Annotated in this window: 22 protein-coding genes; 18 read left to right on the forward strand and 4 right to left on the reverse strand. The window is 68.5% G+C overall.

What is annotated here, in order from left to right:
• Positions 1–6: 6 nt before the first annotated feature.
• The 13 genes from ACODT0_RS27125 (at position 7) to accD (ending at position 14,968) form a co-directional block, all read left to right on the forward strand.
• On the forward strand, positions 7–384 hold the full coding sequence (locus ACODT0_RS27125; RefSeq protein ID WP_064262389.1) for an FAD assembly factor SdhE: 378 nt from the start codon (positions 7–9) through the stop codon (positions 382–384).
• 12 nt (positions 385–396) lie between these two features.
• Complete coding sequence (gene gltA / locus ACODT0_RS27130; RefSeq protein ID WP_057595818.1) at positions 397–1,707, forward strand: citrate synthase; 1,311 nt, start codon at positions 397–399, stop codon at positions 1,705–1,707.
• A 174-nt stretch (positions 1,708–1,881) separates the two neighbouring features.
• Entirely contained in the window at positions 1,882–2,841 is a 960-nt protein-coding gene (locus tag ACODT0_RS27135; RefSeq protein WP_261208650.1) for a LysR family transcriptional regulator, read from the forward strand.
• Positions 2,842–2,884: 43 nt separating this feature from the next.
• Positions 2,885–4,306, forward strand: a complete 1,422-nt coding sequence (gene leuC, locus ACODT0_RS27140; protein ID WP_057595816.1) for a 3-isopropylmalate dehydratase large subunit — start codon at positions 2,885–2,887, stop codon at positions 4,304–4,306.
• 15 nt (positions 4,307–4,321) lie between these two features.
• Positions 4,322–4,978: a 3-isopropylmalate dehydratase small subunit gene (leuD, locus tag ACODT0_RS27145; protein WP_057595815.1), complete on the forward strand. Its 657-nt coding sequence runs from the start codon at positions 4,322–4,324 to the stop codon at positions 4,976–4,978.
• A 36-nt stretch (positions 4,979–5,014) separates the two neighbouring features.
• Complete coding sequence (gene leuB, locus ACODT0_RS27150; protein WP_261208654.1) at positions 5,015–6,115, forward strand: 3-isopropylmalate dehydrogenase; 1,101 nt, start codon at positions 5,015–5,017, stop codon at positions 6,113–6,115.
• A 93-nt stretch (positions 6,116–6,208) separates the two neighbouring features.
• A complete protein-coding gene (gene asd / locus ACODT0_RS27155) occupies positions 6,209–7,351 on the forward strand; it encodes an aspartate-semialdehyde dehydrogenase (RefSeq protein ID WP_057595813.1) in 1,143 nt (380 codons plus the stop codon).
• 273 nt (positions 7,352–7,624) lie between these two features.
• Positions 7,625–10,276 carry a FimV/HubP family polar landmark protein gene (locus ACODT0_RS27160; RefSeq protein WP_409976493.1) on the forward strand — a complete coding sequence of 884 codons (2,652 nt, stop codon included), beginning with the start codon at positions 7,625–7,627 and terminating at the stop codon, positions 10,274–10,276.
• Positions 10,277–10,309: 33 nt separating this feature from the next.
• Complete coding sequence (gene truA, locus ACODT0_RS27165) at positions 10,310–11,122, forward strand: tRNA pseudouridine(38-40) synthase TruA (RefSeq protein WP_261208659.1); 813 nt, start codon at positions 10,310–10,312, stop codon at positions 11,120–11,122.
• A complete protein-coding gene (locus tag ACODT0_RS27170) occupies positions 11,119–11,820 on the forward strand; it encodes a phosphoribosylanthranilate isomerase (protein ID WP_261208660.1) in 702 nt (233 codons plus the stop codon). Before truA ends, ACODT0_RS27170 begins: the two co-directional genes overlap by 4 nt.
• A gap of 48 nt (positions 11,821–11,868) precedes the next feature.
• Positions 11,869–13,146 carry a tryptophan synthase subunit beta gene (trpB, locus tag ACODT0_RS27175; protein ID WP_057592270.1) on the forward strand — a complete coding sequence of 426 codons (1,278 nt, stop codon included), beginning with the start codon at positions 11,869–11,871 and terminating at the stop codon, positions 13,144–13,146.
• On the forward strand, positions 13,146–13,991 hold the full coding sequence (gene trpA / locus ACODT0_RS27180) for a tryptophan synthase subunit alpha (RefSeq protein ID WP_261208664.1): 846 nt from the start codon (positions 13,146–13,148) through the stop codon (positions 13,989–13,991). Before trpB ends, trpA begins: the two co-directional genes overlap by 1 nt.
• Positions 13,992–14,095: 104 nt before the next feature.
• The gene (gene accD / locus ACODT0_RS27185; protein ID WP_057592272.1) at positions 14,096–14,968 is read left to right on the forward strand and encodes an acetyl-CoA carboxylase, carboxyltransferase subunit beta; all 873 of its coding nucleotides are present in this window, start codon (positions 14,096–14,098) and stop codon (positions 14,966–14,968) included.
• A gap of 76 nt (positions 14,969–15,044) precedes the next feature.
• Here the strand turns inward: accD and ACODT0_RS27190 are convergent, their stop codons facing one another.
• Positions 15,045–15,599: a YggT family protein gene (locus ACODT0_RS27190; RefSeq protein ID WP_057592332.1), complete on the reverse strand. Its 555-nt coding sequence runs from the start codon at positions 15,597–15,599 to the stop codon at positions 15,045–15,047.
• Between the two features lie 49 nt (positions 15,600–15,648).
• On the opposite strand from ACODT0_RS27190, the gene ACODT0_RS27195 reads away from it, so the two are divergent.
• From ACODT0_RS27195 to ACODT0_RS27215, 5 genes are all read left to right on the forward strand, one after another.
• Positions 15,649–16,302, forward strand: a complete 654-nt coding sequence (locus ACODT0_RS27195; RefSeq protein ID WP_261208667.1) for an LON peptidase substrate-binding domain-containing protein — start codon at positions 15,649–15,651, stop codon at positions 16,300–16,302.
• 156 nt (positions 16,303–16,458) lie between these two features.
• Positions 16,459–18,009 (forward strand): lysine--tRNA ligase, encoded by a 1,551-nt coding sequence (lysS, locus tag ACODT0_RS27200; protein WP_261208669.1) that lies wholly within the window; start codon positions 16,459–16,461, stop codon positions 18,007–18,009.
• A complete protein-coding gene (locus ACODT0_RS27205) occupies positions 18,006–19,265 on the forward strand; it encodes an Hsp70 family protein (RefSeq protein ID WP_261208671.1) in 1,260 nt (419 codons plus the stop codon). The genes lysS and ACODT0_RS27205 overlap by 4 nt, the downstream gene beginning before the upstream one ends.
• Before the next feature lie 36 nt (positions 19,266–19,301).
• On the forward strand, positions 19,302–19,832 hold the full coding sequence (locus tag ACODT0_RS27210; protein WP_261208673.1) for a M48 metallopeptidase family protein: 531 nt from the start codon (positions 19,302–19,304) through the stop codon (positions 19,830–19,832).
• Between the two features lie 100 nt (positions 19,833–19,932).
• Positions 19,933–20,808, forward strand: coding sequence for a CgeB family protein (locus tag ACODT0_RS27215; protein WP_261208676.1), 876 nt, complete (start codon positions 19,933–19,935; stop codon positions 20,806–20,808).
• A 33-nt stretch (positions 20,809–20,841) separates the two neighbouring features.
• Here the strand turns inward: ACODT0_RS27215 and ACODT0_RS27220 are convergent, their stop codons facing one another.
• The 3 genes from ACODT0_RS27220 to ACODT0_RS27230 all read right to left on the reverse strand — a co-directional run bounded on the left by ACODT0_RS27220 (position 20,842) and on the right by ACODT0_RS27230 (position 23,814).
• Positions 20,842–21,651, reverse strand: a complete 810-nt coding sequence (locus ACODT0_RS27220) for a glycosyltransferase family 2 protein (protein WP_261208680.1) — start codon at positions 21,649–21,651, stop codon at positions 20,842–20,844.
• 13 nt (positions 21,652–21,664) lie between these two features.
• Complete coding sequence (locus ACODT0_RS27225) at positions 21,665–22,339, reverse strand: class I SAM-dependent methyltransferase (RefSeq protein WP_261208681.1); 675 nt, start codon at positions 22,337–22,339, stop codon at positions 21,665–21,667.
• A gap of 125 nt (positions 22,340–22,464) precedes the next feature.
• Positions 22,465–23,814, reverse strand: a complete 1,350-nt coding sequence (locus tag ACODT0_RS27230; protein ID WP_261208683.1) for a glycosyltransferase family protein — start codon at positions 23,812–23,814, stop codon at positions 22,465–22,467.
• Position 23,815: the final 1 nt, after the last annotated feature.

Consider the following 23,815-nt stretch of genomic DNA (forward strand, 5'->3'; position numbering starts at 1 on the left):
CCCGACATGGCTGCTTTGCCCGGCACTCCATCGCCCTCGGCGCTTTCCTCGGGAAGCGCGGCGGCCGAGCCGCTCGACGAACGGGCGCTCAGCAAGCTCAAGTGGCGCTGCCGGCGCGGCCTGCTCGAAAACGATCTGTTCATCGCCCGCTTCTTCGAGCGGCACGAATCTCGCATCACCGTCGGCCAGGCCGGCGCGATGGAGGTTCTGATGGACCTCTCGGACAACGATTTGCTCGATCTTCTCCTTCGCAGAAAGGAGCCCGAGCCCGCATGGGCCGGGGCCGAGGTGGTCGAGCTTCTGCAGCTGATGCGCGCCGACGGTGCGCAGCGGCCCGCAGCCTCCACGACCTCTTCCTCCTCGCCCTCCCGAACAATCCTCTGAAAGAAACCCGAAATGAAAGCCTCCGATACCAAGGCCACGCTATCGTTCAGCAACGGTGCCGACAAGGTCGAACTGCCGATCTACAAGGGCACCGTCGGTCCCGACGTGATCGACATCCGCAAGCTGTATGCGCAGACCGGCATGTTCACCTACGACCCGGGTTTCATGTCCACCGCGGCCTGCCAGTCGGCCATCACCTACATCGACGGCGACAAGGGCGAGCTGCTGTATCGCGGCTATCCCATCGAGCAGCTCGCGACCAACTGCGACTTCCTCGAGACCTGCCACCTGCTGCTGTACGGTGAACTGCCGGACGCGGCCAAGAAGGCCAACTTCACCAAGCTCGTGACCAACCACACGATGGTCAACGAGCAGATGCAGTTCTTCCTGCGCGGCTTCCGCCGCGACGCACACCCGATGGCCATCATGACCGGCCTGGTGGGCGCGCTGTCGGCCTTCTATCACGACAGCACGGACATCAACAATCCCGAGCACCGCGAGATCGCCGCGATCCGCCTGATCGCGAAGATGCCCACGCTCGTGGCCATGGCCTACAAGTACACGATCGGTCAGCCGTACATGTACCCGAAGAACGAACTCAGCTATGCGGGCAACTTCCTGCACATGATGTTCGCCACGCCCTGCGAGGAGTACAAGGTGAACCCGGTGCTCGAGCGCGCGCTCGACCGCATCTTCATCCTGCACGCCGACCACGAGCAGAACGCCTCGACCTCGACCGTGCGCCTGTGCGGCTCGTCGGGCACCAACCCCTTCGCGGCCATCGCGGCCGGCGTGGCCTGCCTCTGGGGCCCGGCCCACGGCGGCGCCAACGAAGCGGCGCTCAACATGCTCTACGACATCCAGAAGGAAGGTGGCGTGGAGAAGATCGGCGAGTTCATCAAGAAGGTCAAGGACAAGAACTCGAACGTCAAGCTGATGGGCTTCGGCCACCGCGTGTACAAGAACTACGACCCGCGCGCCAAGCTGATGCAGGAAACCTGCAACGAAGTGCTGACCGAGCTGGGCCTGGAAAACGACCCGCTGTTCAAGCTCGCCAAGGAACTGGAAAAGATCGCCCTGGAAGACGAGTACTTCGTGTCGCGCAAGCTCTACCCGAACGTCGACTTCTACTCGGGCATCGTGCAGCGCGCCATCGGCATCCCGGTGCCGCTGTTCACCGCGATCTTCGCGCTGGCCCGCACCGTCGGCTGGATCGCCCAGCTCAACGAAATGATCGGCGACCCCGAGTACAAGATCGGCCGTCCGCGCCAGCTGTTCGAAGGCTCGCCCAAGCGCGACGTGAAGCCGATCTCGGCCCGCTGATCGGTTCTTCCGACCGCTCCCTGCAAAAGCTGCCTTCGGGCAGCTTTTTTATTGCCCGTTCGGCATGGCCCTCCTCGCGCTCGGGCAGCAATGCCATCTCATATCACGATGGCAACTGCATGAAAACAGGAAGAAAATAGCCGACTCATCGCCAGATGCGATGCCCAAGCCCCCATGAGCACGTCCGAACGCAACTTTGCCCGCCGCATCGACCTCACGTCGCTGCAGCTGTTCGTGGCCGTGTGCGAGCTGGGCAGCATCGGGCGCGCCGCGGAGCGCGAATTCATCGCCGCCTCGGCCATCAGCAAGCGGCTGTCGGACCTCGAGGCCACGCTCGGCACCACCCTGCTCTACCGCCATGCGCGCGGCGTCGACCTGACGCCGGCCGGCGAAAGCCTGCTGCACCACGCGCGATCGGTGCTCTACAGCCTCGAGAAGATGCAGGGCGAACTCAGCGAGTACGCCGACGGCGTGCGCGGCCACGTGCGGGTGCATGCCAACATCTCGGCCATCGTGCAGTTCCTGCCGGAAGACCTGGGCGTGTTCACGCGCGCCCACGAGGCGATCAAGATCGACCTCGAGGAGCACCTGAGCACCGAGGTGATCCGCGCGGTGCAGGAAGGCGCGGCCGACCTCGGCGTGTGTCACGTGGCCGGCGGCGCGGGCGAGCTGCAGAGCCTGCCCTACCGGCACGACCGCCTGGCGCTGATCGTGCCTGCGGGCCATGCGCTGGCCGAGCAGGGCGCGATCGAGTTCATCGCCGCGCTCGATTACGACCACGTGGGCCTGCACACCAACAGCTCGATCTACGTGGCGATGCACGAGGCCGCGCTGCTCGCGGGCCGCAGCGTCAAGCTGCGCATCCACGTCACCGGCCTCGATGCGATGTGCCGGATGATCCAGAACGGCCTGGGCATCGGCGTGATGCCGCAGCGCGCCTTCGAGTTGATGCAGGACGGCATCGGCCGCGGGCTGGTCAGCGTGGCGCTGTCCGACGCCTGGGCCGCGCGCGAGATCCGGCTGGTGGCGCGCGATTTCTCCACGCTGCCGGTGGCGGCCCGCACGCTGGTGAACCACCTGCACGCGGCCTCCTCCACCGAGGCCGAAGCCGGCGCCGACCGGCTCGCGGCCTGAAACCCAAGACAATCCATTTCCCCACGAAAGAGAAGAGACCGACATGGCACGCACGCTCTACGACAAGATCTGGGACGAACACGTCGTCCACACCGAGGAAGACGGCACCGCGATCCTCTACATCGACCGCCACCTGGTGCACGAGGTCACCAGCCCGCAGGCCTTCGAAGGGCTGCGCGAAGCCGGCCGCAAGCTGTGGCGCATCAGCTCGGTGGTGGCCACGGCCGACCACAACACGCCGACCACCGGCTGGGAGCGCGGCTACGAAGGCATTGCCGACCCGACCAGCAAGGAGCAGGTCACCACGCTCGACCACAACATCGCCGAGTTCGGCGCCGCCGCGTTCTTCCCGTTCCTGAGCAAGCGCCAGGGCATCGTGCACGTGATCGGCCCCGAGACCGGCGCCACGCTGCCGGGCATGACGGTGGTCTGCGGCGACTCGCACACCTCCACGCACGGCGCCTTCGGCGCGCTCGCGCACGGCATCGGCACCAGCGAGGTCGAGCACGTGATGGCCACGCAGACGCTGCTGGGCAAGAAGGCCAAGAACATGCTCGTGAAGGTCGAGGGCAAGCTGCCCCTGGGCTGCACGGCCAAGGACATCGTGCTGGCCATCATCGGCAAGATCGGCACCGCCGGCGGCACCGGCTACACGATCGAGTTCGCCGGCTCGGCGATCCGCGACCTCAGCATGGAAGGCCGCATGACGGTGTGCAACATGGCGATCGAGGCCGGCGCGCGCGCGGGCCTGGTGGCGGTCGACGAGAAGACCATCGGCTACATCAAGGGCCGCCCGATGGCGCCCAGCGGCGTCGAATGGGACCAGGCCGCGGCCTACTGGCGCACGCTGCAGTCCGACCCCGGCGCGAAGTTCGACACCGTGGTCGAGCTCGACGCGACGCAGATCAAGCCGCAGGTCACCTGGGGCACCTCGCCCGAGATGGTGGTGGCGATCGACGGCCGCGTGCCCGATCCCGACAAGGAAAAGGACGGCAGCAAGCGCGGCGCCATCGAGCGCGCGCTGGTCTACATGGGCCTGGAGCCGAACAAGGCGATGAACGACATCTTCATCGACAAGGTGTTCATCGGCTCGTGCACCAACAGCCGCATCGAGGACATGCGCGAGGCCGCGGCCGTGGTGAAGAAGCTCGGCCAGAAGGTCGCCAAGAACGTGAAGCTGGCGCTCGTGGTGCCCGGCTCGGGCGTGGTGAAGGAACAGGCCGAGCGCGAAGGGCTCGACCAGATCTTCAAGGCCGCGGGCTTCGAGTGGCGCGAGCCCGGCTGCTCGATGTGCCTGGCGATGAACGCCGACCGCCTCGAGCCCGGCGAGCGCTGTGCCTCGACCAGCAACCGCAACTTCGAAGGCCGCCAGGGCGCGGGTGGCCGCACCCACCTCGTGAGCCCGGCCATGGCCGCCGCGGCCGCCGTGCACGGCCATTTCGTCGACGTGCGCACCTTCGCCTGACCAGGAGAACAAGACATGCAGAAATTCACCGTGCACAAGGGTCTCGTGGCCCCGATGGACCGCGAGAACGTCGACACCGACGCGATCATTCCGAAGCAGTTCCTCAAGTCGATCAAGCGCACCGGCTTCGGCGTGAACCTGTTCGACGAATGGCGCTACCTCGATCCGGGCGAGCCCGGCCAGGACCCGGCCAGCCGCAAGCCGAACCCCGACTTCGTGCTGAACCAGCCGCGCTACGCGGGCGCCTCGGTGCTGCTGGCGCGCAAGAACTTCGGCTGCGGCTCCTCGCGCGAACACGCGCCGTGGGCGCTCGACCAGTACGGCTTCCGCGCCATCATCGCGCCGAGCTACGCCGACATCTTCTTCAACAACAGCTTCAAGAACGGCCTGCTGCCGATCGTGCTGCCCGAGGCGCAGGTGGCCCAGCTGTTCGACGAGACCTTCGCCTTCCCGGGCTACTCGCTGACGATCGACCTCGAGCGCCAGGTGGTGGTGAAGCCCGACGGCCAGGAGTTCGCCTTCGACGTGCAGGCCTTCCGCAAGTACTGCCTGCTCAACGGCCTGGACGACATCGGCCTCACGCTGCGCCACAAGGACAAGATCAAGGCCTTCGAGGCCGAGCGGCTGGCGCAGAAGCCCTGGCTCGCGCACACGATGCTCGCCAACGCCTGAGGCGTTTTCCGTTTCACTTCCTTCGACAACCACCCAATGAAAATCGCAGTTCTCCCTGGTGACGGCATCGGCACCGAAATCGTGGCGGAAGCCGTCAAGGTGCTCCAGGCGCTCGACCTGAAGTTCGAGATGGAGACCGCCCTGGTCGGCGGCGCCGCCTACGAGGCCCATGGCCACCCGCTGCCCGATTCGACGCTCAAGCTCGCCAAGGAGTCCGACGCGGTGCTGTTCGGCGCGGTGGGCGACTGGAAGTACGACAAGCTCGACCGGCCGCTGCGCCCCGAGCAGGCCATCCTGGGCCTGCGCAAGAACCTCGGCCTGTTCGCCAACTTCCGCCCGGCCATCTGCTACGAGCAGCTGGTGGACGCCTCGAGCCTCAAGCCCGAGCTGATCGCTGGCCTGGACATCCTCATCATCCGCGAGCTGACCGGCGACATCTACTTCGGCCAGCCGCGCGGCCGCCGCACCGCGGCCGACGGCCACTTCCCGGGCGCCGAGGAAGCCTTCGACACGATGCGCTACTCGCGCCCCGAGATCGAGCGCATCGCGCGCGTGGCCTTCGAGGCCGCCCGCAAGCGCAGCAAGCGCGTGACCAGCGTCGACAAGGCCAACGTGCTCGAGACCTTCCAGTTCTGGAAGGACGTGGTGACCGAGGTCGGCAAGGACTATCCGGACGTCGAGCTCGACCACATGTACGTCGACAACGCCGCCATGCAGCTCGTGAAGGCGCCCAAGAAGTTCGACGTGGTGGTCACCGGCAACATGTTCGGCGACATCCTCTCGGACGAGGCCGCGATGCTCACGGGCTCGATCGGCATGCTGCCCTCGGCCTCGCTCAATGCCAGCAACCAGGGCCTGTACGAGCCCAGCCACGGCAGCGCGCCCGACATTGCCGGCAAAGGGGTTGCCAATCCCCTGGCTACAATACTGTCCGCTGCCATGATGCTCCGTTTCTCCCTCAACCAAGCCGAAGCTGCCGACCGGATCGAGTCGGCGGTCAAGCATGTGCTGGCCTCCGGCCTGCGCACGGGGGACATCTGGTCGGAGGGCACCCGCAAGGTCGGCACCATCGAGATGGGCGACGCCGTGGTGGCGGCACTCTCGGCCTCGATCACCAAAAAGACGATTACCGGCTAACCGCAGCCCGCTTCGTCACGCCCACCCGGCTCCTGACGAGTCGGGCGCAAAGAGAAACCAGCGACTTTCTTTTTTCTTAAAGGGCACACTCAAATGGCGAACGCATCTCAACCTCTGGTCGGCCTCGTAGGCTGGCGCGGCATGGTCGGCTCGGTCCTGATGGACCGCATGCAGGCCGAAAACGACTTCGGCCTCATCGAGCCGGTCTTCTTCTCGACCTCCAACGCCGGCGGCAAGGCCCCGGCGATGGCCAAGAACGAGACCGCCCTCAAGGACGCGCACGACATCGAGGCCCTGAAGAAGTGCGACATCGTCATCACCTGCCAGGGTGGCGACTACACGACCGAGGTGTTCCCCAAGCTGCGCGCCGCCGGCTGGAACGGCCACTGGATCGACGCCGCCTCCACGCTGCGCATGAAGGACGACGCGATCATCGTGCTCGACCCGGTCAACCTGCCCGTGATCCAGAACGCGCTGACCAACGGCGGCAAGAACTGGATCGGCGGCAACTGCACCGTGAGCTGCATGCTGATGGGCGTGGGCGCGCTCTACAAGGCCGGCCTGGTCGAGTGGATGACCAGCATGACCTACCAGGCCGCCTCGGGCGGCGGCGCGCAGCACATGCGCGAACTGCTGACGCAGTTCGGCACGCTCAACGCCGAGGTCCGCTCGCTGCTCGACGACCCCAAGTCCGCCATCCTCGAGATCGACCGCAAGGTGCTGCACAAGCAGCAGAACCTCAGCGCTGCCGAGACCGCCAACTTCGGCGCCCCGCTCGGCGGCTCGCTGATCCCCTGGATCGACAAGGACCTGGGCGACGGCATGTCGAAGGAAGAGTGGAAGGGCGGCGCCGAGACCAACAAGATCCTCGGCCAGGGCGCGGGCTTCGGCACTGCGGCCACGCCGGTCGACGGCTTCTGCGTGCGCATCGGCGCCATGCGCTGCCACAGCCAGGCATTGACCTTCAAGCTCAAGAAGGACGTGCCGGTGGCCGACATCGAAGCCATGATCGCCGCCGACAACGCCTGGGTGAAGGTGGTGCCGAACACCCGCGAAGCCACCCTGCAGGACCTGACGCCCGTGGCCGTGACCGGCACCATGGGCATCCCGGTCGGCCGCATCCGCAAGCTGGCGATGGGCCCGGAGTACGTCGGTGCCTTCACCATCGGCGACCAGCTCCTCTGGGGCGCCGCCGAACCGCTGCGCCGCATGCTGCGCATCCTGCTGGAAGCCTGATGGGGGCAGTTCGCGCCCGTTGCCTACCCCCTTGTTGTCGAAAGGCGACAGAAGATGTGTTCGTAAGTATGCGCGCACTGGGTAGAACGGGCGCATTGCCTTGTCAGTAGGGGGTGATGATGCTAACGTCCTCTTACAATTTCTGGGCCTGAGCCGCCCCCTATCAGCATGACAAGACATCTGTTGCCCGCGGCCCGCCCATCGGCCGCTCGCTCCCCCCTTCCCCTGAACGGCGTTCGTCTGTCGGTCCTGAGTGCGGCGGTGGCCGTGGCGATGGGTCTGGCCAGCACCGATGCCAGCGCGCTGGCGCTGGGTCCGCTGAAGGTGCAGTCGGCGCTGGGCGAACCGCTGCGGGCAGAGATCGACGTGACCGAGATCACGGCGGCCGAGGCCGACAGCCTCAAGATCAACGTGGCCACCGCCGACGCCTTCAAGACGGCCGGCGTTCCCTACAACCCGGCCCTGCGCGACGTGCGCGCGACGCTGCAGCGCCGCGCCGGCGGCCAGTACGTGGTGCGCCTCAACGGCAGTCGTCCGCTCAACGACCCCTTCATTGACCTGCTGCTGGAGGCCAACGGCAGCACCGGCCGCATCGTGCGCGACTACACCGTGCTGCTCGATCCGCCCACCGCGCGCACCGCGGCCGATGCCGGCACGCCGATCGCTCCGGTAGCGCCACAGGTCGCGGCGCCCGCCGAGCGTCCCGGCCCGGTGGTCGCGCGCACGCGCCGCGAGCCCGCCGCAGCGCCCGCGCCGGTCGCCGTGGCACCGGCGCCGTCGGCAGCCTCCTCCCCCGCACCCACGGCCCGCTCGCCCCGCCCCGCGGGCAGCGGCGAACAGGTCACGGTGCAGCGTGGCGACACCGCCGGCAAGATCGCCGCGGCCAACAAGCCGGCCGACATCTCGCTCGACCAGATGCTGGTCGCGCTGCTGATGGCCAACCCCGATGCCTTCATCGGCGGCAATGTCAACCGTATCCGGGCCGGTGCCGTGCTCGACCTGCCGAGCGCCACCGAGGCCGGCGCGGTGCCGGCCGCGGAAGCCCGCCGCACGGTCACGGCCCAGAGCCGCGACTTCAGCGCCTATCGCCAGCGGCTGGCCGAGAACGCCCCGACCTCGAACGTCGCCGCCGCCAGCCGCCGCGCCGGCGGCCGGGTGCAGGCCAATGTCGAGGACCGCAATGCCGCGGCCACGGCGCCCGACAAGCTCACCATCTCGCAAGGCAACGCCACCGCGCGCGCCGCCGAGGAAAAGGTCGCGCAGACCCGCCAGGCGCAAGACCGCAGCAACCGCGTCGCCGAGCTGTCGAAGAACATCGAGGAGCTCAACAAGCTCAAGGCCGCGGGTGGCTCGACCGCCGCGGCGCCTTCGGCAGCGCCTGCGCCCGCAGCGGCCGCGCCCGCCGCGACGCCTGGCATTCCGGTGCCCGTCGCCGGCCCGGCCGCCGCCGTGGCGCCCGCCGCTCCGAGCCCCGCACCAGCTCCCGCTGCCGCGCCCACGCCTGCTGCCGCGGCCGCGCCGGCCCCAGCCGCAGCGACGCCCGCCGCCGAGGCCGCGCCAGCAACAGCAGCCGCCGTCGCAGCCGCCACTCCCGCCGAGGGCGCCGCAGCCACCGGTGCGCCCGCCCCGAGTCCCGCGGCCAGCGCCGCGGCACCTGCTCCCAAGCCGGCGCCCAAGAAGGTCGTGGCACCGCCCCCACCGCCGCCCGAACGCAGCTTCCTCGACGAACTGCTCGACAACCCGCTGATGCTGGGCGGTATCGCGCTGATCGCGCTGCTGATCGGCTTCCTGCTCTACCGCGTGCTGGGTCGTCGGCGCGAGGAAATGAGCGAGAGCGTGTTCCTCGAGAGCCGCATCCCGAAGGACTCCTTCTTCGGCGCCAGCGGCGGCGAGTCGGTCGACACCAAGAACCGCGGCGATTCCACCGTCTCGTCGCTCTCGTACTCGCCGAGCCAGCTCGACGCCGGCGATGTCGACCCGGTGGCCGAGGCCGACGTCTACCTGGCGTATGGCCGCGACCTGCAGGCCGAGGAAATCCTGCGCGAAGCGCTGCGCGTGAATCCCGACCGCACCGCGATCCACCTGAAGCTGCTCGAGATCCACGCCAAGCGCCGCGACCTGCGCGCCTACGAGGGCCTCGCCACCGAAGTGCACAAGCTCACCGGCGGCAATGGCGCCGACTGGACCCGCGTGGTCGACATGGGCAAGGAACTCGACCCGGGCAATCCGCTGTACGAATCGGGCACGCCGCGCAGCGCCACGCCCGCCGAGAGCGCCGCGCTCGCGAGCGCGCTGGCGGCCGCATCGGCCCGCCCGCCGGCAGCCGCCAAGCCCGCGCCCGCCCCCGCGCCGGTGGCGGCCGCTCCTGCCTTCGTGCCCTCGGTGGCACCGCTCGATTTCGACCTGGACCTGAGCCAGCCGCCCGCGCCACCGCCGCTGGCACCGGTCGGCGCCAGCCTGCCGAAGTCGGCCTATGCGCCCGCCCCGGCCGCGCAGCCGACGACGCCCCCGTCCGCCAGCCTCGGCGTGCAGCCGACGGTCGATCTCGAGAACGATTTCGACACCGCCCCCGGCGCGCTGCAGCTCGACACCCTGCCCGGCTCGCTCAACGACGCCGACAACACCCGCCCCGCCGTGCTGCGCGGCGGTGCCGGCCTGCCGGCCGACTCGGGCTTCATCGAGTTCGACATGAGCGCCCTGGCCGGCCTGCCCGCCCGCGCGGGCAACGGTGCCGACCATGCCGCGCCGTCGGCCTCGGCCCACGAGGACGACGAGAGCCCGCATGCCGTCAAGCTGTCGCTGGCGCGCGAACTGCAGGCCATCGGCGACGTCGAGGGCGCGCGCTCGCTGGTCGAGGAAGTCGAAGCCGAAAGCGCCGGCGAACTCAAGTCGCAGGCGCGGCAGCTGCTCGCCGAGCTGCGCTGAGCGCGCGGCGCCGGCCTCTTCGTTTCTGGTTTCGTGAGGCTGGCGCTCGGCATCCGCTACAACGGCCAGGCCTATGACGGCTGGCAGAGCCAGTCCTCGGGCCGCACGGTGCAGGACAAGCTCGAGAAGGCGCTGTCCCAGTTCGCCGCCCAGCGCATCTCCACGCTCTGCGCCGGCCGCACCGACGCCGGCGTGCATGCGTTGATGCAGGTGATCCACTTCGACACCGAGGTGCAGCGCGAACCCTTCTCCTGGATGCGCGGCACCAACCGCTACCTGCCCGACGACATCGCCGTGCAGTGGGCACACCCGGTGCCGGCCGAATTCCACTGCCGCGCCAGCGCCCTCGCGCGGCGCTACGTCTACGTGCTCTCGCAATCACCGGTGCGCCCCAGCCTCGACGCGGGCCGGGTCGGCTGGTCGATGAACCTGCTCGACGGCGACGCGATGCGCGCCGCGGCCGCGCTGCTGATCGGCGAACACGATTTCAGCTCGTTCCGCGCCTCGGCCTGCCAGGCCCGCTCGCCGGTCAAGAACCTGCGGCGCATCGAGATCACGCGCCACGGCGAGGGCCAGCGCTGCCGCTGGCAGTTCGAGTTCGAGGCCGATGCCTTCCTGCACCACATGATCCGCAACCTGATGGGCTGCCTGGTGCGCGTGGGCCGGGGCGCCGAGTCGCCCGAGTGGATCGGCGAGGTGCTCGCCGCGCGCAGCCGCGACGCGGCGGCACCGACCTTCTCGCCCGACGGGCTGTACTTCCTCGGCCCGTTGTACGACGCCAAATGGGGTCTGCCGGCCGAGGCCACCTTCCAGGCCGCCCGCGCGGCCTATGATGGCCCGCCATGAGCCCTCTCCCGCCGCGCACCCGCATCAAGATCTGCGGCCTCACGCGCGAAGCCGACCTCGATGCCGCCGTGGAAGCCGGCGCTGATGCCGTCGGCTTCGTGCTCTACCCCAAGAGCCCGCGCGCCGTCGCGCCCGAACGCGCGGCCGTGCTGGCCGCGCGCCTGCCGCCCTTCGTCACGCCGGTGCTGCTGTTCGTCGATGCGCAACCCGCCGAGGCCATCGCCGCCCTGGCCCGGGTGCCGGGCGCCATCGCCCAGTTCCATGGCGATGAAACGCCCGCCGACTGCCTCGCGGCGAGCGGAAACGGGCGCTTCCGCTTCATGCGCGCGGCGCGCATTCCCCTCGGCGAGGCCGGTGCCGGCTTCGACCTCGTAAAATACGCGTCCGATTTCTCAAACGCCCAGGCCATCCTGCTCGACGCCTATGTCGACGGTTATGGCGGTGGCGGCAAGGCATTCGATTGGTCACTTCTTCCACCCGCCGTCGACGCTCACCTCGTCTTGAGTGGTGGACTCACACCTGCAAACGTGGGCGATGGCATTCGCACGCTGCGGACACGCTGCAAGACGCTGTCCGTTGATGTGAGCTCGGGCGTCGAGATCGACGGTCCCGGGAACAAGGGCCTGAAGGACGCCGGCAAGATCCGGCAATTCGTCGCCGCGGTGAGAGCGGCCGACGCCTCGTCCTTCTCCAGTTAGCCGCCGCACCCGGTTGTCGACCGGGCCGCGGCCCAACGATCGAGAACCATGCAAAGCACCTACCAGCAACCCGACGCCACCGGCCATTTCGGCAACTACGGCGGCACCTTCGCGAGCGAGACGCTCACCCACGCGATCAACGAGCTGCGCGACGCGTACGCGAAGTACAAGGAAGACCCGGCCTTCCTGGCCGAATTCCACTACGAGCTCAAGCACTTCGTCGGCCGGCCCTCGCCGATCTACCACGCCGCGCGCACCAGCCGCGAAATGGGCGGCGCGCAGATCTACCTCAAGCGCGAGGACCTCAACCACACCGGCGCCCACAAGATCAACAACGTGATCGGCCAGGCGATGCTCGCGCGCCGCATGGGCAAGCCGCGCGTGATCGCCGAGACCGGCGCCGGCCAGCACGGCGTGGCCACGGCCACCATCTGCGCGCGCTACGGCCTCGAATGCGTGGTCTACATGGGCAGCCAGGACGTGAAGCGCCAGAGCCCCAACGTCTACCGCATGAACCTGCTCGGCGCCACGGTGGTGCCGGTGGAATCGGGCAGCAAGACGCTGAAGGACGCGCTAAACGAGGCGATGCGCGACTGGGTCACGAACGTGGAGAACACCTTCTACATCATCGGCACCGTCGCCGGCCCGCACCCCTACCCGATGATGGTGCGCGACTTCCAGAGCGTGATCGGCACCGAGTGCATCGAGCAGATGCCCGCGATGCTGGCGGCCGACGGCATCACCGGCGAAGCCGAGGGCAAGCAGCCCGATGCGGTGGTCGCCTGCGTGGGCGGCGGCAGCAATGCGATCGGCATCTTCCATCCCTACATCCCGTTCGCGGGCACGCGGCTGATCGGCGTCGAGGCCGCCGGCGAAGGCCTGGACAGCGGCAAGCACGCCGCTTCGATCCTGCGCGGCAGCCCGGGCGTGCTGCACGGCAACCGCACCTACCTGCTGCAGAACGAGGATGGCCAGATCACCGAGACGCACAGCGTCAGCGCCGGCCTCGACTATCCCGGCGTGGGCCCCGAACATGCGTACCTGGCCGACATCGGCCGCGCCGAGTACGTGGGCGTCACCGACATCGAGGCCCTCGAGGCCTTCCACTACCTGTGCCGCACGGAGGGCATCATTCCCGCGCTCGAATCCAGCCACGCCGTGGCCCACGCGCTGAAGCTCGCGAAGACCATGCGCCCCGACCAGTCGATCCTGGTCAACCTCTCGGGCCGCGGCGACAAGGACATCGGCACCGTCGCCGACCTCGCGGGCGTCGACTTCTACGACCGACCGTCGATGCGCGGCCTGAGCGTGAAGGGAGGCAAGTGATGAGCCGCATCGCAGCCACCTTCGAGGCACTGAAGAAGGACGGGCGCCGCGCGCTCATCCCCTACGTCACCGCCGGCTTCCCCTATGCCGACATCACGCCCGAGCTCATGCATGGCATGGTCGCGGCCGGTGCCGACGTGATCGAGCTCGGCGTGCCCTTCTCCGACCCGATGGCCGACGGCCCGGTGATCCAGCAGGCCGGCGAAGCCGCGCTCGCGCTGGGCATCGGCATGAAGCAGGTGCTCGCGATGGTCGCGGCCTTTCGCGCGAAGGACACGCGCACGCCCGTGGTGCTGATGGGCTATGCCAACCCGGTCGAGCGCTACGACCTCGTGCACGGCAAGAAGGCCTTCATCCGCGACGCGGCCGCGGCCGGCGTCGACGGCCTGCTGGTGGTCGACTATCCGCCCGAGGAGTGCGAGCAGTTCGCCGCCGAGCTGCGCGAAGCCGGCATCGACCTGATCTTCCTGCTGGCACCCACCAGCACGGACGAGCGCATGGCGCAGGTCGCGCGCATCGCGAGCGGCTACGTCTACTACGTGTCGCTCAAGGGCGTGACCGGCGCCGGCCACCTCGACACCGAGGCGGTCGGCCGCATGCTCCCGCGCATCCGCCAGCACGTGGGCATCCCGGTCGGCGTGGGCTTCGGCATCCGCGACGCCAACACCGCGCAGGCGGTGGGCTCGGCGGCCGACGCGGTCGTGATCGGCACCAAGATCATCCAGCTGATCGACGGCCAGCCGCGCGAGCAGGTGGTGCCCGCAGTGCATGAATTCCTCGCGGGCATCCGCGAGGCGCTCGATGCCTTGCCGGCGGCTACCGCGAAGAATGCGGCTGGCCGATAATCGCCGCTGCCCTCGTCAGGCCCCTTTCGTCATGCGAAAAAGCACGAAAGGGGCCCTGACGGCCCCGAAGGCTCTCCCGCCTTCGCGCGAACCTAGGAATGCCCATGAGCTGGCTTGAAAAACTGCTACCCGCCAAGATCGCCCAGACCGACCCCGCCGAGCGCCGCCAGGTGCCCGAGGGTCTGTGGATCAAGTGCCCGGCCTGCGAGACGGTGCTCTACAAGACCGACCTCGAGCACAACCAGAACGTCTGCCCTAGCTGCAGCCATCACCACCGCATCGGCGCGCGTCCGCGCCTCGACGCTTTTCTCGATGCCGAGGGCCGCTACGAGATCGGCCAGGAAGTGCTGCCGGTCGACGCGCTCAAGTTCAAGGACAGCCGCAAGTACCCCGAGCGCCTCAAGGAAGCCCTGGAGAACACCGGCGAGACCGACGCGCTGGTCGTGATGGGCGGCTCGGTCCACAGCATCAGCGTGGTGGTCGCCTGCTTCGAGTTCGAATTCATGGGCGGCAGCATGGGCAGCGTGGTCGGCGAGCGCTTCGTGCGCGGCGTCGAGACCGCGATCGAGCAGAAGGTGCCGTTCATCTGCTTCACCGCCACCGGCGGCGCGCGCATGCAGGAAGGCCTGCTGTCGCTGATGCAGATGGCCAAGACCAATGCCGCGCTCACGCGCCTCGCGAAGAAGGGCCTGCCCTACATCAGCGTGCTGACCGACCCGACCATGGGTGGCGTGTCGGCCGGCTTCGCCTTCATGGGCGACGTGGTGATCGCCGAGCCCAAGGCGCTGATCGGCTTCGCCGGCCCGCGCGTGATCGAATCGACCGTGCGCGTGACCCTGCCCGAAGGCTTCCAGCGTGCCGAGTTCCTGCAGACCAAGGGCGCGATCGACTTCATCAGCGACCGCCGCGAACTGCGCAAGACCATCGCCAGCACGCTCGCGATGCTGCTGCGCCAGCCGGCGGATGCGGTGAGCTGAAGCCTCCGCTTCCCGAAAGACGAAGCGCCCGGAACCTCGCGGTTCCGGGCGCTTTTTTCATGGGGACTGCAAACGGTCAGAGCCGGTAGGCCAGCACCAGCAGGTTGTTCAGCACGATCGCGATCACCTGCAGCACGACGATCGCCGCCAGCGGCGACAGGTCGACACCGCCGAGCAGCGGAATGACGCGGCGAAACGGCCGCACCAGCGGCTCGGCCAGGCGCGAGATCAGGTCGAGCAGCATCGGCGAAGCGCCCGGCACCCACGAGAGCACCGCGTACACCACCAGCAGCGCGGTCAGGCCCGACACCGCGAGCTGCAGCAGGCCGATGAACGAGACCAGCGGCAGCGCGCCGATGCGCCCGAGGTTGCCGATCAAGAGCCACAGCACGAGGAACTTGGCGATCACCAGCAGCCAGGCGGCCACGGCGCTCGCGAGGTCCCACTTCTTGACGGCCGGCAGCAGGCGCCGAAGCGGCAGCACGATCCAGTCGGTGATGGCGAAGATGAAGCGGCCCAGCGGATTGCCGAAGGGCACGCGGTGGTACTGCATGTAGAGCCGCAGCAGGCAGGCGCCGCCGAGCAGGCCGACGATCACGTCGAGGAGGAACGATGGGATCTGATAGAGCATGGCGCGCGAGGTGAAGCGGAGTGCGATGATAGCCACGCAAGGCTCTTCGATGACGACACAACCCCTTCTGAACTCCCTGCCTTTGTTCCCGCTCGGCACGGTCCTCTTCCCCGGCGGCCTGCTGCCGCTGCGCATCTTCGAGGTGCGCTACCTCGACATGATCGGCAAGTGCCGCAAGGGCGGCGTGCCCTTCGGCGTGGTGAACCTCACGAGCGGCACCGAGGTGCGCAAGGCCGGCGCGCAGGCCGAGCGCTTCGCCGAGGTCGGCACGCTGGCCGTGATCCGCGAATTCGAATCGCCGCAAAGCGGCCTGCTGCAGATCGAGTGCGTGGGCACGCAGCGCTTTCGCGTGCGCCACAGCGAGCTGCAGAAGCACGGCCTGTGGATCGCCGACGTCGCGATCCTCGCCGACGACGTCGCGCTCGAGATCCCCGAGGACCTGCGGCACACCGCCACCGCGCTGCGCCGCCTGGTCGACACGCTCGAGGAACGCAAGCGCGCGCAGGACGCCACCGGCTCGCCGCCGGCGCGCCTGCCGATCGGCGCGCCCTACCGCTACGACGACTGCGGCTGGGTCGCCAACCGCTGGTGCGAGCTGGTGCCGATGCAGCTCGAGCTGCGGCAGCGATTGATGGAGCTCGAGAGTCCGCTGATGCGGCTGGAGCTGGTCAGCGATCTGCTGGCGCGCACCGGTATCGCCTGAAGGCACGCCCAGCCTCGTTTCGCGCTTCGGATTTGATAGCTGGCAGCGCACGGGCGGCGACGTGCGGGCGGGGATTCGCTCGCCTTTGCCTCAGTTAAAATCCCGCCTTTCGCGCCGATTCTTCCTTCCCGCGCGCGCCTCCCCCACCGCCTCCCCATGTCCGAACAACAGCCGCACACCCCTGCTCCGGCCGCGACCACGCCCGCCGTCGACGACAACCAGCTCATCGCCGAACGCCGCGAGAAGCTCAAGCTGCTGCGCACCGCGCAGACCGAAGGCAAGGGTGTCGCATTCCCCAACGACTTCAAGCCGGGCCACCGCGCCGCCGCGCTGGTCGAGGCGCACGACGCCGTCGAAGCCGAAGCGCTCGAGGCGCAGAACGTCGCCGTGAGCGTGGCCGGCCGCATGATGCTCAAGCGCGTGATGGGCAAGGCCAGCTTCGCGACCCTGCAGGACGCCACCGGCCGCATCCAGCTCTACGTCACGCGCGACGCGGTCGGCGAAGAGGTCTATGCCGAGTTCAAGCGCTGGGACCTCGGCGACATCCTCGGCGCCGAAGGCACGCTGATGAAGACCAAGACCGGCGAGCTGTCGGTCAAGGTCACCGCGCTGCGCCTGCTGACCAAGAGCCTGCGCCCGCTGCCCGACAAGTTCCACGGCATGGCCGACCAGGAACAGAAGTACCGCCAGCGCTACGTCGACCTGATCACCGACGAATCGGCGCGCGTGCGCTTCACCGCGCGCAGCAAGGCCGTGAGCGCGCTGCGCGAATTCATGGTGGCCAACGACTTCCTCGAGGTCGAGACGCCGATGCTGCACCCCATTCCGGGCGGCGCCAACGCCAAGCCCTTCAAGACGCACCACAACGCGCTCGACCAGGAGATGTTCCTGCGCATCGCGCCCGAGCTCTACCTCAAGCGCCTGATCGTGGGCGGCTTCGAGCGCGTGTTCGAGATCAACCGGAGCTACCGCAACGAGGGCATCTCGGTGCGGCACAACCCCGAGTTCACGATGATGGAGTTCTACGCGGCCTACTGGAACTACCGCGACCTGATGGACTTCACCGAGACGCTGATCCGCACCATCGCCGACAAGGCCGTGGGCACGCAGCAGCTCAGCTACCAGGGCAAGCCGGTCGACCTGACGCAGCCCTTCGAGCGCCTGACGATCCGCGAGGCGATCCTCAAGTACACCGATGCGGGCGACGGCGTCGACGACAGCGCCTGGCTCGTCAACGCCCTGCGCAAGCTGGGCCTGAGCGAGGAGAAGGACAGGCTCTCGCAGCGCAGCCTGGCCAGCCTGCAGGTGATGTACTTCGAGGAGACCGTCGAAGAGAAGCTCTGGCAGCCGACCTTCATCATGGAGCACCCGACCGAGATCTCGCCGCTGGCGCGCGCCAACGACGAGCGCCCCGAGGTCACCGAGCGCTTCGAGCTCTACATCACGGGCCGCGAGTTCGGCAACGGCTTCAGCGAGCTCAACGACGCCGAGGACCAGGCCGCGCGCTTCAACGCGCAGGTGGCGGCCAAGGACGGCGGCGACGACGAGGCCATGTACTACGACCACGATTTCGTGCGTGCGCTCGAGTACGGCATGCCGCCCACCGGCGGCTGCGGCATCGGCATCGACCGGCTGATGATGCTGCTGACCGACTCGCCGAGCATCCGCGACGTGATCCTGTTCCCCGCGCTGCGCAGGGAATCTTGAGCACCGCGGCCGCGAACGCCACCGCGATCGGCATCGACTTCGGAACCTCGAATTCGGCCGTCGCCTGCCGCATCGCGGGCGCCACCCGGCTGCTGCCGATCGAAGGCGCGGCCACCACCCTGCCCACCGCGATCTTCTTCAACGCCGAAGACCGCAGCACGCACTTCGGCCGCGACGCGATCGCGCTCTACCTCGCCGGCGTCGAAGGCCGGCTGATGCGCTCGCTCAAGAGCCTGCTGGGCAGCCCGCTGATGCAGGAGAAGACCGCGATCTTCGACGGCCTCGTGAGCTTCGAGGACATCATCGCGCGCTTCCTGCGCGAGATGGCGGAGCGGGCCGCGCGCGAGATGGGCCGCCTGCCCGAACGCGTGGTGATCGGCCGTCCGGTGCACTTCGTCGACGACGACAGCAAGCGCGACGAGCGCGCCGAGCAGAGCCTGCGCGCCGCCGCGCGCGCCGCGGGATTCCGCGACATCGCCTTCCAGCTCGAGCCGATCGCCGCCGCCTTCGACTACGAGCAGCGCGTGCGCAAGGAATCGCTGGTGCTGATCGTCGACATCGGCGGCGGCACCTCCGACTTCACCGTGGTGCGGCTGGGCCCCGAGCGCGCCGCGCGCGAGGAGCGCGGCGACGACGTGCTGGCCACCACCGGCGTGCACATCGGCGGCACCGACTACGACCAGCGGCTCAATCTCGACCGCGTGATGCCGCTGCTGGGCTTCGGCCACCACGGGCCGCAGGGCCGCGAGGTGCCGAGCAAGGTGTTCTTCGACCTGTCGTCCTGGCACCTGATCAACTGGCTGTACCTCGCCAAGGCCACCCGGCAGGCGCGCGAGCTGCGCACCAGCTATGCCGACACGCGGCTGCACGACCGGCTCATGGCGGTGCTCGACGAACGCCACGGCCATCGCGTGCTCGGCGCGGTGGAGCAGGCCAAGATCGATGCCTCGGTCAGCGATGCACCCGCCACCATCGACCTCGACTGCGCCGAGCCCGGCCTCACGAGCACCCTGTCGCCGGCCGACATGGCGCAGCAGCTCGCGGCACAGTTCGAGGCCGTGATCGCCTGCGCCCATGCCTGCGTCAAGCGCGCCGGCCTGCGCAGCAACGAGCTCGATGCCATCTACCTCACCGGCGGCTCCTCGGCGCTGCGGCCCTTCCAGCAGGCCTTGCGCAAGAGCTTCGCGGGCGTGCCGCTGGTCGAAGGCGACCTGTTCGGCGGCGTCGCCTCGGGGCTGGCCTTCGCGGCGCGCTGAGCGGCGGGCCCTGCCTCATCGATCGCGCCATCGCGCATGAAGTACCTCTCGGCCTATCCGGCGACGCTGCAAGCACAGGTGCGGCGGCTGCTCGACGAAGAGCGCCTGGGCACCTGGCTGCGCGAGCGCTATCCCGAGGGCGCGCATGCCGTGCAGACTGACCAGGCGCTCTACCTCTACACGACCGGGCTCAAGAACGAGTTCATGCGCAAGGCCGGCCCGCTGTCGAAGGTGATCTTCGACAGCAAGCTGCACGTGATCCGCCATGCGCTGGGCACCCACACCACCGTCTCGCGCGTGCAGGGCAGCAAGCTCAAGACCAAGCAGGAGATCCGCGTCGCGAACCTGTTCAAGGCCGTGCCGGCACCCTGGCTGCGCATGATCGTCGTGCACGAGCTCGCGCACATGAAGGAACGCGACCACGACAAGGCCTTCTATGCGCTGTGCACGCACATGGAGCCGGACTACCACCAGCTGGAGTTCGATCTGCGGCTGTACCTGACGCACATCGAGGCGGGCGGGATGCGCCTGTGGGAATCGGCGGCCACGCCGCCCGCCGCATCCTGAGCAGGGCGCGGCGGCTTGCGTGAGGCCGCGGCCGTGCACACAATCGCCCCCGCATGGCGCGCGATTCGGGAGGCGCGCCCCCAAGAAAAAGAGGGAGTCCATGAAACATCCACTGCACCTGACATCGGCGGGCGATCCGCAGTTCATCGGAGAGATCGTCGAGGGCTTCAGGCTCGGGCTCCTAGAACTCGGCTACGACGTCAGCTGGCGGCAGGCACAGGTCGACGCGAGCCGCGTCAACATCGTCATGTTCGCCGCCGGGCTGACCTGGAACCAGTTGGCGCATCTCGGGCCCGACTGCATCGTCGTCAACATCGAGCAACTGGTCGAGGGCGGCAATGCGTTCACGCCGGCCTACCTGGAGATCCTGCGCAACAGCTACGTGTGGGAATACAGCGAACTGAATTTCCGGCGCTATGCGGAGCTCGGAATCCCCCGCGCGGACCTGGTGCCCTATGGCTACCAGGCTGGCGCCATCCTGCCGCCGCCGGTGTCCGACCCGCCCGTGGCCGAGGACATCGACGTTCTCTTCTTCGGCAGCCTCAACGATCGGCGCATGCGCCTGCTGGAGGCGCTCCGAGCGCGCGGCATGACCGTCGCGGCACACCACACGATCCCGCTGGCGGAGCGCGCCGCCCTGCTGGCGCGCAGCCGGCTGCTGCTCAATGTGAGCTATCTCGACGCCACGCGCACGGTGGAGATTCCGCGGCTGGCCGTGGGCTTCGTCGCGAAGAAGCCGATCCTCACCGAGATCTACGACGACAGCGAGTTGCGGACCGAACTGCGCCCGGGGGTCTTCGGCGAGCCCTATGAGCGGCTCGCGGACACGGCCGAGCGGCTGCTGTCGGCACCGGAAGAACGCCGGGAACGCGCCGAGCTGGGCCACCGGCTCTTCACGGCCACCTCGCAGGCGATGTTCATCCAGCCCGCGATCGAGCGCTTCTTCGCGTGGCGCTCGCAACAAGCCGGCGGCTGAGCCGACCGCGAGTGCGCAGGCCGGCGCCCCGGTTCAGCGAAAGAAGGCCGACAGCTCGACGGCCAGGGCTTCGACCTCTTCTTGCGACATGTCGGCGATCGCCTCCGGCGCACGCGCATTCTCGGTATCGCGAATCCGCTCGATGTGCTCGCCGCGCGAGACCGAGTCATGGTGCAGGTGGAACATCGGTACGTTCATCGAGTGCCAGCGCACGCCGAGCCGCGAGGCGCGGCGCAGCAGTTCGTCGTCTTCGCCGCCCCAGCCTTCGAGCCGCGCGTTGTAGCCGCCCACGCGGATGTACTCGCTGCGCTTGAACAGCACGATGCCGCCGTTGGCATTGGGGTACAGCACGATCGCGTCCTCGGGCAATCGCTGCGGATCGATGGTGGCCAGGCGGCCATAGTCCGGGTCGGCCATGAAGCCCTGCTTGAGCGCGCCGGCGACGTTGATCACCGACCAGTAGGGGCACAGCGCATCGCTGTCCTGCCCCTCCATCAGGGCGTCGATGCAGGCCCGCAGCGACTGCGGCTGGGCGATCGAGTCGGCATCGTGGAAGCAGATCACCGGGCTGCGCGCGAGCCGCACGCCGGTGTTGTAGAGCATCGACTTGGGGAACGGGCCGTCGTGCGGCACGAAGACATGCCGGATGTTCGGATCGCCGAGCCGGCTCCAGTCGAAGCTCGGCACGGCCGCGGCCTCGAGCAGCCACAGCCGGTAGTCGGTGTAGGTGTGCGCCAGGTGCGCGAGCACGGTGTAGAGGTTTTCGCGCCGCTCCTCGTTGGCCTCGCGGTACGACACGATGATGTCGATGTCGCGCAGGGAGGTCTTGGTCGCTTCGGCCATGGCGTTGCTCCCCTCAGAAGGGTCGGTAGAGGATGAAGTTGTCGTCGCCCGCGGGCTGCTTGAAGCGCGTGTCCCGGATCTCGAGCTGCACCGGCTGGGTCTTCTCGTCCTGGTAGCGGTTGAAGATGCCCGCGCCGTTCACCTTCTCGACCACTTCCGCGAGGCCGGGGCCGGCCCAATTGTCGTGGCCGCGCAGCAGGTAGAAATGCATCACGCCGCACTGCTGGTGCGCCCAGTAGTCGTGCCACGAGAAGGAGTCGGGCCGCCAGAGCGAGTTGTGGCCCTCGAAGAAGACGGGACGGCTCATCGGCATGCACTCGGGCGTGGAGATGAGGATGTAGCGCGAGCGGTAGTTGAGGAACTCCAGCAGGTCGCGGCCCTGCGAATGCAGCATGTGCTCGATGACATCGCCGAGGATGACGACGTCGTACAGGTCGCTGCTGCGCTTGTAGAGCCCATCGGCGGTGATCGGCAGGATGTGGTGGTAGCCCGTTTCGCGCAGGCCCGGGAAGGCGGCTTCGTCGCACTCGAGCGCGGTGAGCTCGCAGTCCGGAACGATGTCCTTCAGCAGCGCACCGTACTTGCCCCCGCCGGCGCCGATGTCGAGGATGCGCTGCGGGCCGATCGCCCGCACGATCTCCTGCGTCAGGGTGTCGAAGGTCGGCCAGGAATAGCCTATGTGCGCCATGGGAATCCCTCCGCTTTTCGCTGCTGTTCTGGGGCGTACGACTGTACAGGAACACCCCGGCGAGGCCGCCGCCGCGGCGTCAGGTTCTGCACGGTTGCGCGGGCTTTGACCGCCGCGACTGGTGGCTAGCGGCTCTTCTGCGAGGCCGCGTCCATGGCCGCCATGTACACCGAGCGGTAGGGCTCGGACAAGCTCACGAAATGGACCAGCAGCGTGTCCTCGTCGGCCAGCAGCGGCGGCGTGTTGAGGCTGAGGTTGTCCAGCACGCTGTGCTCGCCGAGCAGGCCCTCCTCCTTCAGCACCTCGTTGGTGTAGTGCTGGTCGCCCAGGCTGCTGTAGACCTGGGATTTGTCGGCCACCTCGCCGATGCGCGCCCAGATGCGTTCGAGCAGCGCGAGGTTGGCCGGCGTGTTGCGAAAGCCCATGACGCCCGAATTGAAGCGCCAGGCGCCGACGTCCTTGGCCAGCAGCAGGTCGCGGCCCTGCAGCAGGGGTTCGATGGAACGCGCGGGGTTGCGAAAGATCACGTCGGCATCGACCCAGATCACCCAGTCGTGCTGCGCCAGGTGCCGCTGCAGCAGCCAGGTGCGCACCCACGAGCCGTTGATGCCGGGCCCGATCGCCTCGGGCAGCGCCCGGTACACGTGGTACGCATGGCCGTGGCGCTCGCAGTAGCGGCGCACGTTGTGCTCCGACACGCGCGCGTAGGTCGCGACATGGTGCGTATAGAGCGTGAGGAAGGCGATGCGCGCCTGCGGATTGAAGCTCGTGAGCGCGTCGTCGGACAGCGCTGGATAAGCGGGCGGCTGCAGCACCGGCCGGCCCTGCATCAGGGCGCCGTTGACCTCGCGCACCAGCAGCGCCTGCAGGTTCAGGTCGTGCAGGATCTCGTCGCGCCAGCCGCCGCCGGGCAGCGGCACCGGCAGCGCGGCGAGGTTCACCACGAAGACCCGCGCGTCATGCCACTGCGAGACGCGCCACGAGACGTTGACGTAGGCCTCGCCCAGCACGCTGTTGCAGGGCAGCAGCCCCGCCGGCGCCAGGCGCGCGGTCTCGTCGAGCCGCGGCGATTCGAGCGCGACCACGTGGCCCGCATCGATGATCAGCTGATGCAGCAGCGCACGGTTGCCGGGCGTGTTGCGCAGCACCAGCATGTTGGTCATGGCGGGACCGGCGCGGTCGCCGGTCGACGGTCCCTCGAGCGCGACGAGGTCGCGCTCCTGCATCAGCGCCTCGACCGCGACCGGGTGGAACACCACCGAGTCGCCGTCGAGGAACAGCAGCCAGTCACCCTCGGCCAGCGTGCGCAGGTGGCGCAGGATCTGGCTGTACATGGCGCTCGCGCGCAGCGCCGGATGGGCGATGCGCCCGGTGTCGACCCACTGGTGCGGATAGCCGAACAGGCGGCAGTAGTGCGCGTGGTTGCGCAGCACCGCCTCGTCCGCGCGCTGAAGAAGGCTGAGGCACAGGGGCATG

The organism is Variovorax sp. FG153 (assembly GCF_057809595.1).

Bases quoted from the DNA above. Each gene is read 5' to 3' on its own strand.
- ACODT0_RS27125 (WP_064262389.1), top strand. From the start codon at position 7: ATGGCTGCTTTGCCCGGCACTCCATCGCCCTCGGCGCTTTCCTCGGGA.
- gltA (WP_057595818.1), top strand. From the start codon at position 397: ATGAAAGCCTCCGATACCAAGGCCACGCTATCGTTCAGCAACGGTGCC.
- ACODT0_RS27135 (WP_261208650.1), top strand. From the start codon at position 1,882: ATGAGCACGTCCGAACGCAACTTTGCCCGCCGCATCGACCTCACGTCG.
- leuC (WP_057595816.1), top strand. From the start codon at position 2,885: ATGGCACGCACGCTCTACGACAAGATCTGGGACGAACACGTCGTCCAC.
- leuD (WP_057595815.1), top strand. From the start codon at position 4,322: ATGCAGAAATTCACCGTGCACAAGGGTCTCGTGGCCCCGATGGACCGC.
- leuB (WP_261208654.1), top strand. From the start codon at position 5,015: ATGAAAATCGCAGTTCTCCCTGGTGACGGCATCGGCACCGAAATCGTG.
- asd (WP_057595813.1), top strand. From the start codon at position 6,209: ATGGCGAACGCATCTCAACCTCTGGTCGGCCTCGTAGGCTGGCGCGGC.
- ACODT0_RS27160 (WP_409976493.1), top strand. From the start codon at position 7,625: ATGGGTCTGGCCAGCACCGATGCCAGCGCGCTGGCGCTGGGTCCGCTG.
- ACODT0_RS27170 (WP_261208660.1), top strand. From the start codon at position 11,119: ATGAGCCCTCTCCCGCCGCGCACCCGCATCAAGATCTGCGGCCTCACG.
- trpB (WP_057592270.1), top strand. From the start codon at position 11,869: ATGCAAAGCACCTACCAGCAACCCGACGCCACCGGCCATTTCGGCAAC.
- trpA (WP_261208664.1), top strand. From the start codon at position 13,146: ATGAGCCGCATCGCAGCCACCTTCGAGGCACTGAAGAAGGACGGGCGC.
- accD (WP_057592272.1), top strand. From the start codon at position 14,096: ATGAGCTGGCTTGAAAAACTGCTACCCGCCAAGATCGCCCAGACCGAC.
- ACODT0_RS27190 (WP_057592332.1), bottom strand. From the start codon at position 15,599: ATGCTCTATCAGATCCCATCGTTCCTCCTCGACGTGATCGTCGGCCTG.
- ACODT0_RS27195 (WP_261208667.1), top strand. From the start codon at position 15,649: ATGACGACACAACCCCTTCTGAACTCCCTGCCTTTGTTCCCGCTCGGC.
- lysS (WP_261208669.1), top strand. From the start codon at position 16,459: ATGTCCGAACAACAGCCGCACACCCCTGCTCCGGCCGCGACCACGCCC.
- ACODT0_RS27210 (WP_261208673.1), top strand. From the start codon at position 19,302: ATGAAGTACCTCTCGGCCTATCCGGCGACGCTGCAAGCACAGGTGCGG.
- ACODT0_RS27215 (WP_261208676.1), top strand. From the start codon at position 19,933: ATGAAACATCCACTGCACCTGACATCGGCGGGCGATCCGCAGTTCATC.
- ACODT0_RS27220 (WP_261208680.1), bottom strand. From the start codon at position 21,651: ATGGCCGAAGCGACCAAGACCTCCCTGCGCGACATCGACATCATCGTG.
- ACODT0_RS27225 (WP_261208681.1), bottom strand. From the start codon at position 22,339: ATGGCGCACATAGGCTATTCCTGGCCGACCTTCGACACCCTGACGCAG.
- ACODT0_RS27230 (WP_261208683.1), bottom strand. From the start codon at position 23,814: ATGCCCCTGTGCCTCAGCCTTCTTCAGCGCGCGGACGAGGCGGTGCTG.